Annotated in this window: 16 protein-coding genes and 2 pseudogenes; 13 read left to right on the plus strand and 5 right to left on the minus strand. The window is 61.1% G+C overall.

The window, feature by feature from the left end:
- The first annotated feature begins 42 nt into the window (after nt 1–42).
- A complete protein-coding gene (locus tag FKV68_RS26580; RefSeq protein ID WP_180943507.1) occupies nt 43–1098 on the plus strand; it encodes an AraC family transcriptional regulator in 1056 nt (351 codons plus the stop codon).
- Nucleotides 1099–1281: 183 nt separating this feature from the next.
- Here FKV68_RS26580 and FKV68_RS26585 read toward each other — a convergent pair whose 3' ends face one another.
- Nucleotides 1282–1881, minus strand: a complete 600-nt coding sequence (locus FKV68_RS26585; protein WP_180943508.1) for an NADPH-dependent FMN reductase — start codon at nt 1879–1881, stop codon at nt 1282–1284.
- 148 nt (nt 1882–2029) lie between these two features.
- A complete protein-coding gene (locus tag FKV68_RS26590) occupies nt 2030–2857 on the minus strand; it encodes an alpha/beta hydrolase (protein WP_180943509.1) in 828 nt (275 codons plus the stop codon).
- A gap of 282 nt (nt 2858–3139) precedes the next feature.
- Here FKV68_RS26590 and FKV68_RS26595 point away from each other — a divergent pair, with 282 nt between their 5' ends.
- The 6 genes and pseudogenes from FKV68_RS26595 to FKV68_RS26620 all read left to right on the plus strand — a co-directional run.
- Nucleotides 3140–4252, plus strand: coding sequence for an LLM class flavin-dependent oxidoreductase (locus FKV68_RS26595; RefSeq protein WP_180943510.1), 1113 nt, complete (start codon nt 3140–3142; stop codon nt 4250–4252).
- A 386-nt stretch (nt 4253–4638) separates the two neighbouring features.
- Nucleotides 4639–5670 carry an LLM class flavin-dependent oxidoreductase gene (locus FKV68_RS26600; RefSeq protein ID WP_180943511.1) on the plus strand — a complete coding sequence of 344 codons (1032 nt, stop codon included), beginning with the start codon at nt 4639–4641 and terminating at the stop codon, nt 5668–5670.
- 166 nt (nt 5671–5836) lie between these two features.
- Nucleotides 5837–6895 (plus strand): ABC transporter substrate-binding protein, encoded by a 1059-nt coding sequence (locus FKV68_RS26605; protein WP_180943512.1) that lies wholly within the window; start codon nt 5837–5839, stop codon nt 6893–6895.
- A 73-nt stretch (nt 6896–6968) separates the two neighbouring features.
- Entirely contained in the window at nt 6969–7712 is a 744-nt protein-coding gene (locus tag FKV68_RS26610; protein ID WP_345799330.1) for an ABC transporter ATP-binding protein, read from the plus strand.
- The gene (locus FKV68_RS26615; RefSeq protein WP_180943513.1) at nt 7712–8497 is read left to right on the plus strand and encodes an ABC transporter permease; all 786 of its coding nucleotides are present in this window, start codon (nt 7712–7714) and stop codon (nt 8495–8497) included. The genes FKV68_RS26610 and FKV68_RS26615 overlap by 1 nt, the downstream gene beginning before the upstream one ends.
- Before the next feature lie 39 nt (nt 8498–8536).
- Nucleotides 8537–8708 (plus strand): annotated as a pseudogene (locus FKV68_RS26620) (LysR family transcriptional regulator); the annotation flags it as partial.
- Nucleotides 8709–8805: 97 nt separating this feature from the next.
- On the opposite strand, the gene FKV68_RS26625 reads toward FKV68_RS26620, so the two are convergent.
- Nucleotides 8806–8997 carry a hypothetical protein gene (locus FKV68_RS26625; RefSeq protein WP_180943514.1) on the minus strand — a complete coding sequence of 64 codons (192 nt, stop codon included), beginning with the start codon at nt 8995–8997 and terminating at the stop codon, nt 8806–8808.
- 342 nt (nt 8998–9339) lie between these two features.
- Between FKV68_RS26625 and FKV68_RS26630 the strand changes: the two genes are divergently transcribed.
- The 4 genes from FKV68_RS26630 to FKV68_RS26645 all read left to right on the plus strand — a co-directional run bounded on the left by FKV68_RS26630 (nt 9340) and on the right by FKV68_RS26645 (nt 12471).
- Complete coding sequence (locus FKV68_RS26630) at nt 9340–10233, plus strand: AraC family transcriptional regulator (RefSeq protein WP_180943515.1); 894 nt, start codon at nt 9340–9342, stop codon at nt 10231–10233.
- Between the two features lie 567 nt (nt 10234–10800).
- Nucleotides 10801–11496, plus strand: coding sequence for a type 1 glutamine amidotransferase domain-containing protein (locus FKV68_RS26635; RefSeq protein WP_180943516.1), 696 nt, complete (start codon nt 10801–10803; stop codon nt 11494–11496).
- Between the two features lie 299 nt (nt 11497–11795).
- Nucleotides 11796–12011, plus strand: a complete 216-nt coding sequence (locus tag FKV68_RS26640) for a hypothetical protein (RefSeq protein WP_180943517.1) — start codon at nt 11796–11798, stop codon at nt 12009–12011.
- 22 nt (nt 12012–12033) lie between these two features.
- On the plus strand, nt 12034–12471 hold the full coding sequence (locus tag FKV68_RS26645) for a PPC domain-containing DNA-binding protein (protein ID WP_180943518.1): 438 nt from the start codon (nt 12034–12036) through the stop codon (nt 12469–12471).
- A 6-nt stretch (nt 12472–12477) separates the two neighbouring features.
- Here FKV68_RS26645 and FKV68_RS26650 read toward each other — a convergent pair whose 3' ends face one another.
- Nucleotides 12478–12984: a cupin domain-containing protein gene (locus FKV68_RS26650; protein ID WP_180943519.1), complete on the minus strand. Its 507-nt coding sequence runs from the start codon at nt 12982–12984 to the stop codon at nt 12478–12480.
- Nucleotides 12985–13049: 65 nt separating this feature from the next.
- Here FKV68_RS26650 and FKV68_RS26655 point away from each other — a divergent pair, with 65 nt between their 5' ends.
- Together FKV68_RS26655 and FKV68_RS26660 are read left to right on the plus strand one after the other, a co-directional pair.
- Nucleotides 13050–13343, plus strand: a complete 294-nt coding sequence (locus FKV68_RS26655) for a DUF3175 domain-containing protein (RefSeq protein WP_180943520.1) — start codon at nt 13050–13052, stop codon at nt 13341–13343.
- An 11-nt stretch (nt 13344–13354) separates the two neighbouring features.
- On the plus strand, nt 13355–14119 hold the full coding sequence (locus FKV68_RS26660) for a glutathione S-transferase (RefSeq protein WP_180943521.1): 765 nt from the start codon (nt 13355–13357) through the stop codon (nt 14117–14119).
- On the opposite strand, the pseudogene FKV68_RS26665 reads toward FKV68_RS26660, so the two are convergent.
- Nucleotides 14114–14824, minus strand: a pseudogene (locus tag FKV68_RS26665) (UdgX family uracil-DNA binding protein); the annotation flags it as partial. The gene FKV68_RS26660 and the pseudogene FKV68_RS26665 sit on opposite strands and share 6 nt — an antisense overlap.
- Nucleotides 14825–14880: the final 56 nt, after the last annotated feature.

Genomic DNA, 14880 nt, shown 5'->3' on the forward strand with positions numbered 1-14880 from the left:
CCGCCTTACGCAGAGCTAGACGACGAATTCAGGGAGGTATTCGTGTCGCTGGCCATAGCGGGAAGTAATCGTCTGGCGGGCACCGCCGCATTGTCGAATGTCTGCGCCGAAGGACTGCAGTCGCTGCGCAATGCCCGTCGGGGAGGATGGCAGACCGCACAGGAGCATCTGCGCATACTGACCAATGGCCGCTGCCGCTTCTTTGCCGACTCGACGGACGAGAACTCCTTCTATTCGGGCGCCAACCTGCGGCTCGGCCGCATCAGTTTGCAGTACTTTCATTATGACTGGCCGAAAGAATGCCGGACGCGGACGGAGCGATCGGCCGGACAGGATCTTGCCCTCTACATCCCGCTTGCCGGTTCGTTTTCCGCCCAGCAGCGCATGCGCACGGTTGAAGTCCAGACCGGCGACATCCTCGTTGTCGGCTCTGCTGGGGAGATACAACGGACCTGGCAGGGCCGAAGCGAGCTCATCAACGTCGGGCTACCGCTCGAAACCCTGAACCGCCTGCTGGTCATGGAATACGGGCTTGATGCGGATCAGACGATCCGATTCCAGCCGCTGACGCTGATGAAGGCCGAGCAGGCGCCGACGCTCATCAAGTTCGTGGAATCCATCGTGCGCGATGCCGCCACGGGCGCACCGATCTTCTCCGATCCCCTCGTTGCAGGCCCGGCACAATCGACGCTTCTTCATATCCTGCTGCGTTCGCTGCCCCACAATCACTCGGACCATGTGAATGGAGATCGTAGCGCAATCGCGCCTTATTACGTCCGGCGCGCGGAGAGCCACCTTATCTGTCATCTGGCCGACGACGTAACAATCGAAGATCTGGCCGAGGTCGCCGGCGTCAGCCCCCGGACGATCTATTACGGCTTCAAGCAGTACCGCCACATGACGCCGATGAAGCTCCTCAAGCGCATGCGTCTGAACAAGGCGCGCAGCGATCTCTTGGAGTCCTCGATGGGCCCACGGACGGTATCTGAAATTGCCAGCCGCTACGGCTATTGTAATGCCAGCCAGTTTTCTAGGGATTACAAGTCCCTGTTTGGGGAAAGCCCGCAGCTCACGCTACGCCGCGCCGGAGCCTGCTGACCTGCAAACCATCCGTCTGCAGCTGCCGACAAGGCTCCGCAGCCAGAGTTGTCGGCCAGGCGACCACCCATGAGAATGCAGCAAGTCAAGTGCCACAGCGTCCCTTGCGCCTCCGATTAGGCGCGCGGCGCTGTGGATCGTCTCATTGTTTCATTGAAACAGTGACCTCAGTGCCTGATTGCGCTAGACGGCTATGGCCGGCTGAAAGTCCGACCGCTGCTGCCACCGGCAGAATTGCATGACCTGTCTCCCGACCGTCTCCAGCTGGAACTTTGCCGCCATGTCCACGACCTCGCCCTCGCTGTCAAAGACCGGTAGCGACGTGTTGATCACCGCGCCGAGAGGTGTCGGCCATCCGCGCAAGGCATGAACGATCGAACGAAGCGCCTGGAGCGTCTGGCCCGCCCCCTGCCAGCCGGCAGCACAGCTGATCAGTCCGACCGGCTTGCCGTCGAAATAGGGTCGTTCGTCGGTACGCATCTCCTCGGTGTAATCCAGGGCGTTCTTCAGCAGACCCGAGATCGAACCGTGATAGGCGGGCGAGGAAATGATGACGCCATCGGCCCGGCGCATGGCCGCAAGAAGGTTGGTCACCTCGGCAGTCCACGTATTACCGGCGGCGGTGTACATCGGCATGATCAGGTCGTCACCGCCGATCAGCAACGTCTCGGCTCCCTCTCCGGCTGCCGCCGCCAGACTGATTTCAAGTGCTTTCTCCGAAGATGACCTCGGCTTGGGCGTGCCACCTATGCCAAGAATGAAAGGACGCGCGCGATCAGTCATCAGTTCGTCTCCTGTTCCCAAGGCTAATTTCGGACAACGCTAGACAAGCCTTTCGGTAGCGCCAATCGCAAACCGGGCCGCGCGGACAATCCATTGCAGCACCAGCACGACCCCTGCATCGAGCCGCGCCTCGAGAGCATCGGGGACGTCAACCCGGATGCGCCGCCGAACGCGTCGCCTGTTCCAGGATCGCCTGGAACAGAATGCTGTCCGGATCGGTCAGATCGTTCAGGATCGACAGATGGTTGCGGCCGTGGCGATAAACCAGTCTGGAGCCTCCGGCGGGGCGCGACAGGTGAAGCGCCAGCATCTGGGCTTTCATGCCGGGAGGGTCGCCGTCGGCGAGCGCAATGACCATCGGCGTGTCGGGTAGCCGCCCGGGGAGCGGACTGAGCGCCTCCGCCTCGCTGCCCGTCAAGCCGAGGTCGTAGGGGCTGTCGTTCACAAGCAGCGGCCGCAGGTCGAGCACGCCGCTGATCAGCGTCAGCCCGGATAACATCTTGGCGGTTCCGGGAATGCAGGCAGCGGCCGCGGCCAACATCGCGCCAGCGGAATGGCCGACAAGGTGAATCCGGCCCGGATCGCCGCCAACAGAGTCGGCGTTGTTGCGCAGGTGGTCGATCGCTGCTCTCACTGCCGAAATCATCTCGACCATAGTCGCCGTGGGGCGCAAGGGATATCCGATTGCCGCCCACACGCAGCCGGCATCCGCGAAGGCCGAAGCCGGATGGAATCGTTCTCGCGGACAACCGCTGGCCCAACCGCCGCCATGCACGAAAGCGACGATGGGGCGCGTGGCCCCGCAGGCGGCGGGCATCACCGCCATGATGCCTCTGTCGCCTTCGGCGTACCGAAGCTCGGGGATCGCCTGAGGCAAGGTGAGTATGGCCGCGCTTCTCCGGGCCAACTCCGCCTGGATGGCGGCTATGCCCGGGGTCGCGGCGGCGACATCATAATTGTGCCAGGAGTGATGCATGACCGTCCGATCTCGCTCGTTGAACTGGCGCGACTATCGGGGTTTCGCCGACGAAGGCCAAAGCGGTGATGCGCAGTCAGCAAAGAGCATTGCACAGCCAGGCAGGTTCTTGCAGCCCGGCGCATGCCAGAACAGCGCCGCAAGGCGTAAACGCTTCCGTTGAGGAGGACATTTGCACAGTGGTGGCAATGAATCCGCGCTTTGGTCGTTGTCCCTATCGCTCTCGGGCGAGAGGCTGCTAAACTGCCGACGGAATGCCATGAGGGGGAGCCTGCGACAGCCATGCAAACGAATCCGTTGACCAATTCCAACAAACTGAAGCTCGGCGTCTTCCATCTGAACGGGAACAGCGGGGCGCGAACCCTGGTGCCGGAGCGTTATCGGCTGAGTTGGGACAATGTCCTTGCCGCTGTTCGCCGTGCGGACGCCGCCGGTTTCGAAGCGATCGTGCCCTATTCGCGCTGGGCCAGCGAGACCCCGGACTTTCGCCATCAGAGCGCCCAGACCTTCGAGACTCTGACCTGGGCGGCCGCAGTGGGCGCCGCCACGAGCTACAGTTCCATCATGAGCACCGTCCATGTCATGCACATGCATCCGGTCTATGCAGCCAAGGCAATGGCGACGATCGACCATGTTACGCGGGGCCGCTTCGCCCTCAATGTCGTGTGTGGCTGGGTGCCGGAGGACATGCGTATATTCGGCCACGAGGATATCGGCAACGAGGGCCGTTATGCCTATGCCGACGAATGGGCGCAGATACTCAAGCTGCTGTGGGCGGGAGACAAGCCGGCGAGCTTCAAGGGAAACTACCTGGCGATCGACGAGGCGTGGTCTGATCCGAAGCCGCTGCAGCAGCCGAGGCCGCTGATGATGAATGCCGGCGGATCGGATCAGGGCAAGCAGTTCGTCGGCAAGCATTGCGACATCGCCTTCATCCGGACCGAGAGCCATGAACGAATGAAGGCTCAGGCGGCCGCCTACCGCAGTTACGTCAAGGAGACCCATGGCCGCGATATCCAGATCTGGATCCAGGGCTATGTCGTGCAACGGAACAGCTACGAGGAAGCCCAGCGCTATCTAGAGAACTATGCCGTCGACAATGCCGATGTGGAGCATGTCGAGGCGATCCTGAAGCTGCGCAACCGGCCGCTGGAAGGTGCTGAAGCAATCAGCTACCGCAGAAATCTCGGGGCGGGTCCCGGCGGTTTGCCTGTCATCGGCTCACCGGCGGATATTGCCGAGACGCTGACAGAACTTGCAGATGCAGGGATCGACGGCGTGTTGATGAGCTGGGTCGATCCGATCAGCGGCATCGAGCAGTTCAGCAGGGACGTCATGCCGCTATTGGAAAAGAAGGGCCTGCGAGCACCTGTCCCGACGCGCACCGCCGCCTAGCCATATTTCCTTAAATCGTAGCAATTCAAAGCGCTACGGCGTCCAGCGCGCGTCTGATAAGACGCGCGGCGCTCTCGGAAGAAGCACCGCAGCTACCGGTTTGCCTAGGACTGGATCGCGTAAAGCGGTCCGGTCTTTTGTTTCAGCCCCATTGATCGGCTTCGCCTATGGCGCGACGCCGAATGAAACGGTGGATATCCTCGGAAGACGCATCATCGGCCAGCTTTGTTGCGCTGGATCGCAGTCGCTTGCAGGCTCGAGATAGCCGTCCTGAGCCCGCTGGCTAAAGATTGGAGCACGGAAACAGCAAACTTCCGATCCGGTCGGACATGCGTCGAAGCCGCTCCGGTCTTCTGTTTGCGCAAGTGGTCAATGGGGTTATTGCGATGGAATTTGGCGTCCTCGATCATCTCGACATCAGCAGCAAGCTGCCGCTGGCGGAGCATTACGAGAACCGGATCCGCTTCGTCGAGGCGCTGGAGCGCTCAGGCTTCTACGCGTATCACGTCACCGAACATCACTGCACCCCTCTGGGCGGTTCGGGCTCGCCGAGCGTCGTCTTGTCGGCGCTCATTCAACGTACGAAGTCGATCCGGCTCGGGACCATGGTCTATTCGCTCCCCACCCATCATCCGATCCGGCTGATAGAGGAGATTTGCCTGCTCGACCAGTTGAGCTGCGGCCGTCTCGATATCGGCTTCGGTCGCGGCTCAGTCCCGTTCGAGCTTACTTACTTTGGTGTCGATCCCAGCGAGGCGCAGGAGATCTATTCGGAGGCCCTCGAAGTCATCACCGGCGGCCTGCGCGAGAAGCGCCTCGAGTTCGACGGGAAGCATTTCAAGTTCGGCAGCCTTCAACTTGCACTCGAGTCCCTCCAGAAGCCCATGCCCCCGCGTTGGTATGGCGTTCATTCGGTGGAGAGCGCCGAGCGGGCGGCGCGCGCCGGTTTTAACATAGTCTGCAACCAGCCTTCGAAAAACTCGGCGCAATATATCGCCGCCTTCCGAACGACCTTGAGGGAAGTGCGGCCGACCGAGCCTCTTCCGCATATCGGCCTCAACCGGGCAGTCTATGTGGCTCCGACACGCGAACAGGCGATCGAGACCGTACAGCGTGCCTATAGCGCCTTCCTCCATTCCTTCCGCCACGTGACGCGCCGCCACGGTGTGCAGAATCGCGTCAGCGGCCTTGAGAATGATTTTCTGGAACTGATGGCCGTGGGCCGGGGTATTGCCGGCACGCCGCGCGACGTTGCGGACTTCCTGGCGGGCGACCTCGCCGCCAGCGGCGCCAATTTCTGCTCCCTGCAACTGGCGTTCGGTGATCTAACGGCAGATGAAATGAACGGATCGTTGCATCTCTTCGCATCCGAAGTTATGCCGCGTTTGCGCACGATGGCTGACTCTTCGGCGGCCTAGACAGCGGCCGCAACTGTGCCGCGGGCAAGCGCATCATGTTGCACGCGCCTGCAGTTTTCGACACGGCCCTCGATGCGTATGCTTGCCGACCATTATGATTGCAAGCATGTATGGGTGCCTGGTCGGTCGCAGAAATCGACGTCATGTTTCGTGGGAGGAGATTTCGATGTCCAGCATAGTTAGCCCTGAACAATCGCTTGCCGGCGGCCGAGTTAACCGGCGAGCCGTGTTGCGAGGCGGACTTGCGCTCGCCGCCGCCGCGTGCGTCGGCCTAAGGAGCGCTGGCTTCGCGCTCGCCGCGGGATCCGGCCGTATCAGCTACATGACCCCCGCGCCGTTTGCACTATCCTTTGCCGAGGTGCTGATCGCCAATGCAAACGGCCATTTCAAGGCTGAAGGCCTCGAGGTGGACATCATTCCCGGCGCGAACGGGATTCAGCCGATGCAACAGTTGATGTCCGGTCAGATCAAGATCGGACGCACCGCCGGTATCGTCATGGCAACCTCGGTCGAGAAGGGAGTCGCGTGCCGGGCAATCGCGACGCTTGCCCATGATTCACCGCTGTTCATCGTGAGCGCCAGCACCAATCCCATCAATGGCCCCGCGGACCTGAAAGGCGCTTCGATCGGCATTACCTCGCCGAACGATCCCACTGACCTCATGCTCAAGGCGATGCTTGCGGCAGGCGGTCTGGCCGATTCCGACGTGACGCGCCAGACGAGCGCGGACAACGCGGGGTCATTCGCGCTGGTCCAGGCCGAGCGTCTCAAGGGCTTTATCGGCAACGCCGAGTCAATCAATAGGGCGCGGGCGACGGGAGCGGAGGTGACCGCGTTGAACCTCACATCGTTCATGCCGCTGCCAGGCCAGGTCTATGTGGCGATGGACGACGACATCGCAAACAGCGGGGAGGAGCTTGTCGCCTTCCTCAAAGGCGTCCGCGCGGGGATCGAAGACATCCTTGATGACGAGGGTTACAAGAACACCCTTGAGACGCTGCGGACCTTGGGGCTGCATGGCATCGATGACGAGAAGACTGCATCGGCCGTCATCAAGGAGAACGTCAGCAATTGGTTGATCGATGGTCGGGATCGGCTTCTGTTCAATAATTCCGAGAAATGGGCGAGTGGTCTCGATGCCGCCCGAAAGATCGGCGTTTTGGGCGAGAAATCGGACGACGACTTCTATACCAACGCTCTCGTGGAAAAGGCTTTCCGTGTCTGAATTCGCTACCCGTCGGAACGAACGGCAGGCTTCGGGTGGGTGGATCGTCGCTGCGAAGCAGCCGCCTAAAATCGTGCTTCGCGATGTCGAGAAGGTTTTTAAGACCTCTTCCGGCACCACGAACGCACTTTCCGGCATCAATCTTTCGATTGAGGAGGGCGAGTTCGTGTCTCTCCTCGGGCCGTCCGGTTGCGGAAAGACGACTTTGTTGCGCACGATCGGCGGACTTGAGACGCATACGTCCGGCTTCATGGAAATCGGCGGCAAGTCCGAACATCGGGAAGGCGTCTTGGGCATAGCATTCCAGGACGCCAACCTTTTTCCCTGGTTGCGGATAGAGGACAACATCGCGCTGCCGCTCCGACTCAGTGGTGTAGGCAAGACGGAACGGCGTGCAAAGGCCGCAGAACTCGCCGGGCTCGTCGGTTTGACCGGATTTGAGAAGCGATACCCTCGCGAGCTCTCGGGCGGCATGCGGCAGCGCGCGGCCATCGCGCGCGCGCTGATCCGCAAGCCGGAAGTACTCTTGATGGATGAGCCGTTCGGTGCGCTTGACGCCATGACGCGCGACGACATGAACCTTGAGATGCAGCGCATCTGGCTGGAGCGCCGCTGTACCACCGTCATGGTAACCCATTCCATTTCTGAGGCTGTTTTCCTAGGCGATCGCGTGGTGCTGATGAGCCCCAGGCCCGGCAAGATCGACGTGATCGTGGATGTGAGATTCCCCCGCCCGCGTCCAGTCAGCCTGCAAAGCACCTCCGAATTCCAAGAAATCGTGCGCTACCTGCGCCAGAAACTCGGAGAAATTCACTGATGTCGGATGCACTCAAGAAGCCTTGGGTCCTGACGGTCCTGATCTCTACGGTCCTGCTCTTGTCGTGGGAAGCCTATGTGATGGGTGGATATGTCTCTCCGCTCATCCTGCCGCGTCCAGTGGATATTGCGGTGGAACTGATCAGAATGCTGCAGCAGCCGTCTACTTACTATCATCTCGGCGTGACGTTGTACGAAGCCGTGGCAGGGTTCCTGTTCGCCGCTCTTATCGGCGTCATGCTGGGCGTCGTGCTTGCCAAGCTGCCTCCGCTGGAGCGAGCGCTTCAGCCGATCATCATCGCCATACAGGTGGTTCCCAAGATCGTCCTGGTGCCGCTATTCATCCTTTGGTTCGGCTTCGGGATGACCTCCAAAATCGTGATCGCTGCGGTGCTGGCATTCCTGCCAATTCTCAGCAATACGCTGCTCGGCGTTAAGTCGATCGAGGCCGGCCATCGCGATGTGCTGAAAAGCTTGGGCGCCACGTCGTGGCAACGGCTGATCGTGCTCGAACTGCCTAGCGCAATGCCCGCGGTGCTGACCGGCATGGAGGTCGGAATCATCTTCTCCATGATCGGCGCGGTCATCGGTGAGTTCCTTGCCGGCACGGCGGGACTCGGCCATCTCGCAATCGCGAAGATGAACGCCTTCGAGGCGGCTGGCCTCTTCGCGACGATCATCTTGCTCTCAATCATTTCTGGCTTGCTCTATTTCCTGATCGCACTGATGCGAAGCTCGTTCACAGGATGGCATGCGACCGCCGACAACCTCGCCACCGCCCACTAAAGTAACACGCGCTCACGCCGCCAACGCCAGAAAGCGGCAGGCTTTGCGCCGGAATGGACGGAAGGCATGCCGAACCGCAACTTCGAGCTCCGAAAGGTGAGGGGCGTCGATGCCGCATCGGTCCGGGGTCGCCTGGAACAAGGAGGACCCGGCCGCCGGCCGTGACGACATCATCGACATCGCGAGGTCACTTGTGAGACCGGAAAGGTGAGGGAAGGCGAGGTCGCCCGCGCCAGTACGGAGCAGCTTGCCATTGCATTGTTGGCGCGGGCCAAAGATGAGTGCAGGATCCCAATTGCTTGCTCCCGCTAATATCGCCACCTCGGTGCGCGCTTCACATTGTGAAGCAACTCGGACGCCGTGGCGAAATCGCCAAAGAGGCTGGTCAAACGCTTCTCTTCTTCTTGGCAGAGACGTTGCTGCTGGCAAAAAACGTGAATATTCCACACTTTAGTGGCAGTTTTCTTGGAAAGCTCATCGGCTCCAATGCGTTCAACCATCGTGCTCCTCCCAAAGCGAAGGAGACCAGACTATGCTACTAAAGTCTAATTAAGCAAGAGATAAACTAAGTATTACTTATTGCCTCGGCGCTCGTTGGCGCGGCCGGGAAGGTGAAGGGAGGGGCTCGCCCGCAGCGGAGCACCGTGCCGGCTGCTATGCGCATTTCGTGTCGGAGGGTGACTTGCCTCTGTACCTGATGACGATGAGAGTGTAGCGAGCCGTAGGCTTCGTACCGCACCAACGCGATACGAGCGGAAACGACATTGCTCAAACTTCGGGTATCTTTGCTTATGCCTCCAAACGGGCTTTATGCTTCGATCCGGATGTGATTACCTCGTGTCATGACCGACAGTCTTCTCAGAGCCGTTCGCCGCCATACGGAGGCCTATTCCGATCCGACCGGCTTGGCCCGGACACCGATTCCGGGTCTGATCACTATTCGGCAAACCACGAAGAGCGAGCTTCAGTACGCCATCAACCGCCCGCTTGTGTGCCTCGTCGTGCAGGGGACTAAGCAGATTTCGCTGGGCGATCAGACCTTCACCCACCAAGCCGGGGCAACCTTGCTCATTACTGCGGATGTGCCGACTGTTAGCCGGATCGCCCGTGCAAGCCCCACCGAGCCCTATCTTTCGCTCGCGCTATATCTCGATCCGACGGTCATTGCGGAGCTGTCGGTGGAGATGAAGGTCGCCCGGGAGGGGAAGAATGTGCCCCTCCGCATTGATCCTACCGATCAGGAGGTCGCGGATACCGCGCTCCGTCTGATGCGTCTCCTGGAGCGGCCCGAATCCGTGCCAGTGCTGCAAGCTCAACTCATCCGCGAGATGCACTATTGGCTCCTGTCCGGGCGACATGGAACTGCGGTCCGGCAACTCGGCTGTCAAGAAAGCCATGCACAGCGCATCGCGCGCGCGGTTGCGCTTATTCGTGAGGAATACGCAAAGCCGTTGCCTGTCGAACGCCTTGCGGAAGCAGCCAGAATGAGCGCTTCCTCATTCCATCAGCATTTCCGGGCCATAACGACACTGTCGCCTCTGCAGTTTCAGAAGCAACTACGCCTGATCGAAGCGCGGCGCCTGATGCTTGCGGAAGGCGCGTCTGCCAGCCATGCCGCCTACACGGTCGGCTATGAAAGCGTGCCTCAATTCACACGCGAATATGGCAGGATGTTCGGCCTGTCGCCCGTCAAGCATATCAAGGCCGCCAAAGGCGGCTTGGAAGCAGCGGCATAGCAACGAGCCGGCGGGGCCGCCGCCCGCCTCGACGTGCTTCGGTGGCTTTTCTGGGATAATCGGAAACCGTCCGGCTACATGGCCGCCGATCGCTCCATGCGCACGCTCAGCGCACCGATCCAGCCGTGCTCGGCTACGTTCGCCGCCGTATCGACGACTTCTCGGAATTCTCTAAAACCAGTTTCGGGATCGGTCGTTCGTTGCGCGCGCCGATGTCACGATCGCCGAGGTCTCGATGCGCGCCTACCTGTCCTATCCCGAGGACGAGATCGGTTACGATCTCGCGCGCAGTTATCCGCAAGCCCGAGCCTGGCCGGACCGGCTCACGGCAGTTCCGGGTTGGCAGGAGCCTTACGATCTTCTACCTGGCCAGCGCTTACCGCGTTTTCGTCGTGCCAACAGAGCTGGATGGTCGCAGCCGGCCCGCTGGCCCGGAGAATCAGGCAAAAATCGGCGAGCTTCGGGCAACATCGATGCGTGCTTTGCAGCGACACTGTGCTGACCGGTCCAGGAATGGTCCGGGAATTTTGGCGAGTGATTAAGCGACCAAGGCAAGGAGGAAGAGAAATGCCCAATATCCTGATCGTTCTTTCCGTAGCGGACAAGTGGACCCGTGCGGACGGCTCCATCTACGAAACCGGCGTGTGGGCCGAGGAATTCGTCGTGATGGACGAGGTGTTCGTCCAGACTGGTTTCCAGGTCGACATTGCCAGTCCTGGCGGCATCGCCCCCACGATGGACGCGCGCAGCCTGGATCCCGCAATCGTGGGGCGGGAACTTGCGGACCGTATGCGCAACTATCTCGACGAAAACTCCGACCGAATGGAAAGGCCTCTGGTCCTCGCTGAGGTAGACGTGAGCCGCTACGATGCCGTCGTCGTTCCCGGCGGGCACGGTCCGGTCGAGGACCTCTACAAGGACCCGGATATGGGCCGCGTGATGGTCGCGGCCGATCGGGAAGAGAAGGTCATCGCCGCGGTCTGCCACGGCCCGGCAGCGCTGTTGGCGGCGAAGGACGAGAACGGCCAATGGCATTTCGCCGGGCGCAGGATGACTTCCCTCACCGATGAGGAGGAAATTGAGTTCGGGACCGCGGAGAATGCGCCTTGGCTGCTCGCCGACACGCTGCGCAAGTCCGGCGCGATCTTTGAGCAAGGGCGGAACTGGGACGTCTACATCGTCGAGGACGGCAACCTCCTGACCGGCCAGAATCCCGCATCGTCGGCAGCGCTCGCGGACGCGGTCATAGCCGCGCTTCGTTGACGAAGGGGTGTCCGGCCGGTTCAACCGAGAAGCGCCGCCACGAACCGACGGCCATGGCAGCCACGGCTCAATCACATGGCCAACCGGATCATCGGGGCCTGTGCGGGCAGTGCTTGGAGCGCCCCTGAGTTGGACATGGGGGCGCTGGTCATGATCACGGATCGCCCATTTGAGCCGATCTTGACACCGGATGGCCTGGCCTCCCCGCTCCGCTTGATAGACTGAGGACTTTTCGCCGGGTAACTGGAACTTCCGCCCGTAACGGCCGTTTTTGCTGAAGCCGCATGAGGGAGGGTTCGATGCAACCGGATGAAAACCTGCAGCTTCATTTCGACTTGTTGAGCCACCGGGCGTTGCTGTCGTGCGGCGGCCGGGACTACTTGCTGCCGGACTGCTATCCGACCAAGGAAATGGCCCAAATCGCCGCGCAGAAATTCGCATGGGAAACGCTTGGCTTGAAAGACCGTGCGGGCGAATGCGCCCAGGCTTCGGATCTGCCGGTCTGGCTGCGCTAACGCTCAAGATGTGGATCGACCTATGAGGTGGAGACTTCTTTCAAGAGAGACATCAGAGGAGATATACCTCCTCGTTCTCGACCCCGGGGAGGAAGCCCTCACCGCCATTTCGGAGTTCGCCGCAGCACAGAAGATCACCGCGGCCTCGCTGATGGCGATCGGTGCGTTCGAGAAGGCGGTCGTCGGTTGGTACGATTTCGAAAAACGAGACTATCGCCGCCTGCCGATCGACGAACAATGCGAAGTGCTAAGCCTCATCGGCGACATTGCGCTCGGCGAGGATGGCAAGCGCAGCCTGCATGCCCATGTGGTGCTTGGGATTAGTGACGGGACGACGCGCGGCGGGCATTTTCTTGAAGGGATCGTCAAACCGACCCTCGAGGTGACATTGTCTGAAACGCCCGCGCATCTCAGGCGGAAGCACCATCCTGATCTCGGAGTTGCCTTGATCGATATCTGAGGCCGTTCAACGCGTCGCGTCCAGCCAGTGTGTCACCACCGGACCATCGTTGCCGAAGACCGGATCGAGCCGGGGCAGCGGCACCGAGGTGATCGCCTGGCGATCCGCATCGCTTGCCGGCCCGCGCTGGATATCGGCGTGTTGTCCGGGAGGATAGCCGCCGATGACCAGGAAGTCGGCGCTTGCGGCGATCCGACAGTGACCGGTGCCGGCGGGGAGCACGAGAACATCGCCCGCCATGACTTCCAGCTCCTTGCCTGCCGGCCCGCCGATCAGGAGGCGCGCCTTGCCTCTTGCAACGGCCAGAACTTCGTGGGCGCGCGTATGATAGTGCTGGAAGTCGAAAACGCCGTCCCGCCACACACCCCTCCAGCCATTGGCATGAAACCTGTCTTCGATGCGCGTGGCACCGTCCCCGCTGGCGTCGACAGCGTCGTGATAGATGAGGACAGGAAGGTGCGGATTGTTCGGTATGCCCTCGCTTTCGGCAAACATCAGGTCATCGACGTGCATTGGCTCTCTCCCGGAACGATTTCCGTTCGCTTCCGTTGGAGATAGGTCACCAAGGAGAAACGGCTATGAGCAAGAAGAGCAAGAAGACGAAATGGTCGCAGGATGTGACCGAGAACAGTGACGCGCTCGATCTCGAGGAGGGCGTCTTCAAGTCGGACGACCCGGCAAGGATTGCGCATTCGCTGAAACGGTCGGCCGAGGCGAGCGATCGGCGCAAGTCGAGTCCGTTTCGCTCTGCCATGTCGATGCTGACGTTCTATATCAATAGGGCGGGTGCGGGCTTGAGCCGGAAGCAGAGGCACGTTCTCGAAGAGGCGAAGGTCGAATTGCGGAAGGATTTCGGGCGCCGGCCCAAGTGAGGGATCGTTCAATGCCTTACAAGCTTTACTACTGGGACGGGATCCCTGGGCGCGGCGAGTTCGTTCGCCTCGCGCTCGAGGAAGCCGGAGCCGATTATGTGGATGTCGCCCGCGATCCCGATGGGCAGGAGGGGGGCACGACGGCGATGCTGAAGCTGCTGATGGACGGCGAGGGAGCGAATATCCCGTTTGCGCCGCCATTTCTCAAAGACGGCGACCTTCTCATTCCCCACGTCGCCAATATCCTGTTCTACCTTGGCCCGAAGATCGGCCTGGCGCCCGAGGAGGAAGGCCTCCGTTTCGTTGCCAACGGCCTGCAACTGACGATCACCGATTTCGTCGCCGAGATCCACGACACGCACCACCCAATCGGCGTATCACTCTACTATGAGGACCAGAAGCCGGAGGCGTTGCGGCGATCCTCCGATTTCCTATCGGAGCGCCTGCCGAAGTTCCTCGGCTATTTCGAGCGGGTCTTGCGCCAGAATCCAAAGGGCCAGAATCCAAAGGCCCAGAATCCAAAGGGAAGGGGACATATTGTCGGCGACCGGTTGAGCTATGTCGATCTCTCGCTCTTCCAGCTCGTCGAAGGGCTTCGCTACGCCTTTCCGAAGGCGATGCGCAGCTACGAAGCGAGCATCCCGGGTTTGATCGCCCTGCACGACGCGGTCGCCGAGCGCCCGAATATCCGCAGCTATCTCGCCTCTGATCGAAGACTCTCCTTCAATGAGGCGGGGATTTTCCGGCACTATCCGGAGCTTGACCAGCCGTCATAGACGGCGCCGCCTGGGTGCACCGTGATCCGCTTCATAGGCAGCGACCTTCGCCAGATCCTCGACGAAGCGCGCACGCTGGGCAGCTGCATCCTCGCCGTCCCGGATCCTGAGAAGATAGGACGGATGGATCGTTACCAGGACCGGATAGCCGGCCGGAGCGTCGATCAGTTCACCGCGATTCCTCGTAACCCCGACGCTCCGACCGAGCAGCGTGACCAACGCCGTGGCGCCGAGCGCAACGACGAGGTCCGGTCGAAGCTGTTCGAGCTCGGCACCCAACCACCAGGAGCAACGCTGGATCTCGCCCGCATTGGGCCTTGAATGCAAACGCCGCTTGCCACGCTGCTCGAACTTGAAGTGCTTGACCGCATTGGTGAGATAGCAACTTGAGCGATCGACGCCGGCCTCGTGCAGGCATTCGTCGAGGATCCGGCCGGCCGGGCCGACGAACGGATGCCCCGCCAGATCCTCTCGATCACCGGGCTGTTCGCCGACGAGGACGATGCGGGCGTCAAGAGGGCCCTCGCCGAAGACCAGCTGTGTCGCATTCTTGTAGAGGTCGCAGCGTTCGCATCCTTCCGCCTGCTTCCGCAAGGCCGCAATGGAGCGCGCCTTGGCATGCTCGCCGGAAAGGGCCGGACCCGTTTTTGCTGCTACTCGCGACATTTGTTTTCGAGCCTTGCTCCTCGCTTCCATGCACGCCCGTCGCCGTGACTGGGTCGACGTTCTAACCCCAGGATCGAAATCATGTTCCGTCGCGC

It is taken from the genome of Sinorhizobium mexicanum (genome assembly GCF_013488225.1).
Taxonomy (GTDB): domain Bacteria; phylum Pseudomonadota; class Alphaproteobacteria; order Rhizobiales; family Rhizobiaceae; genus Sinorhizobium; species Sinorhizobium mexicanum.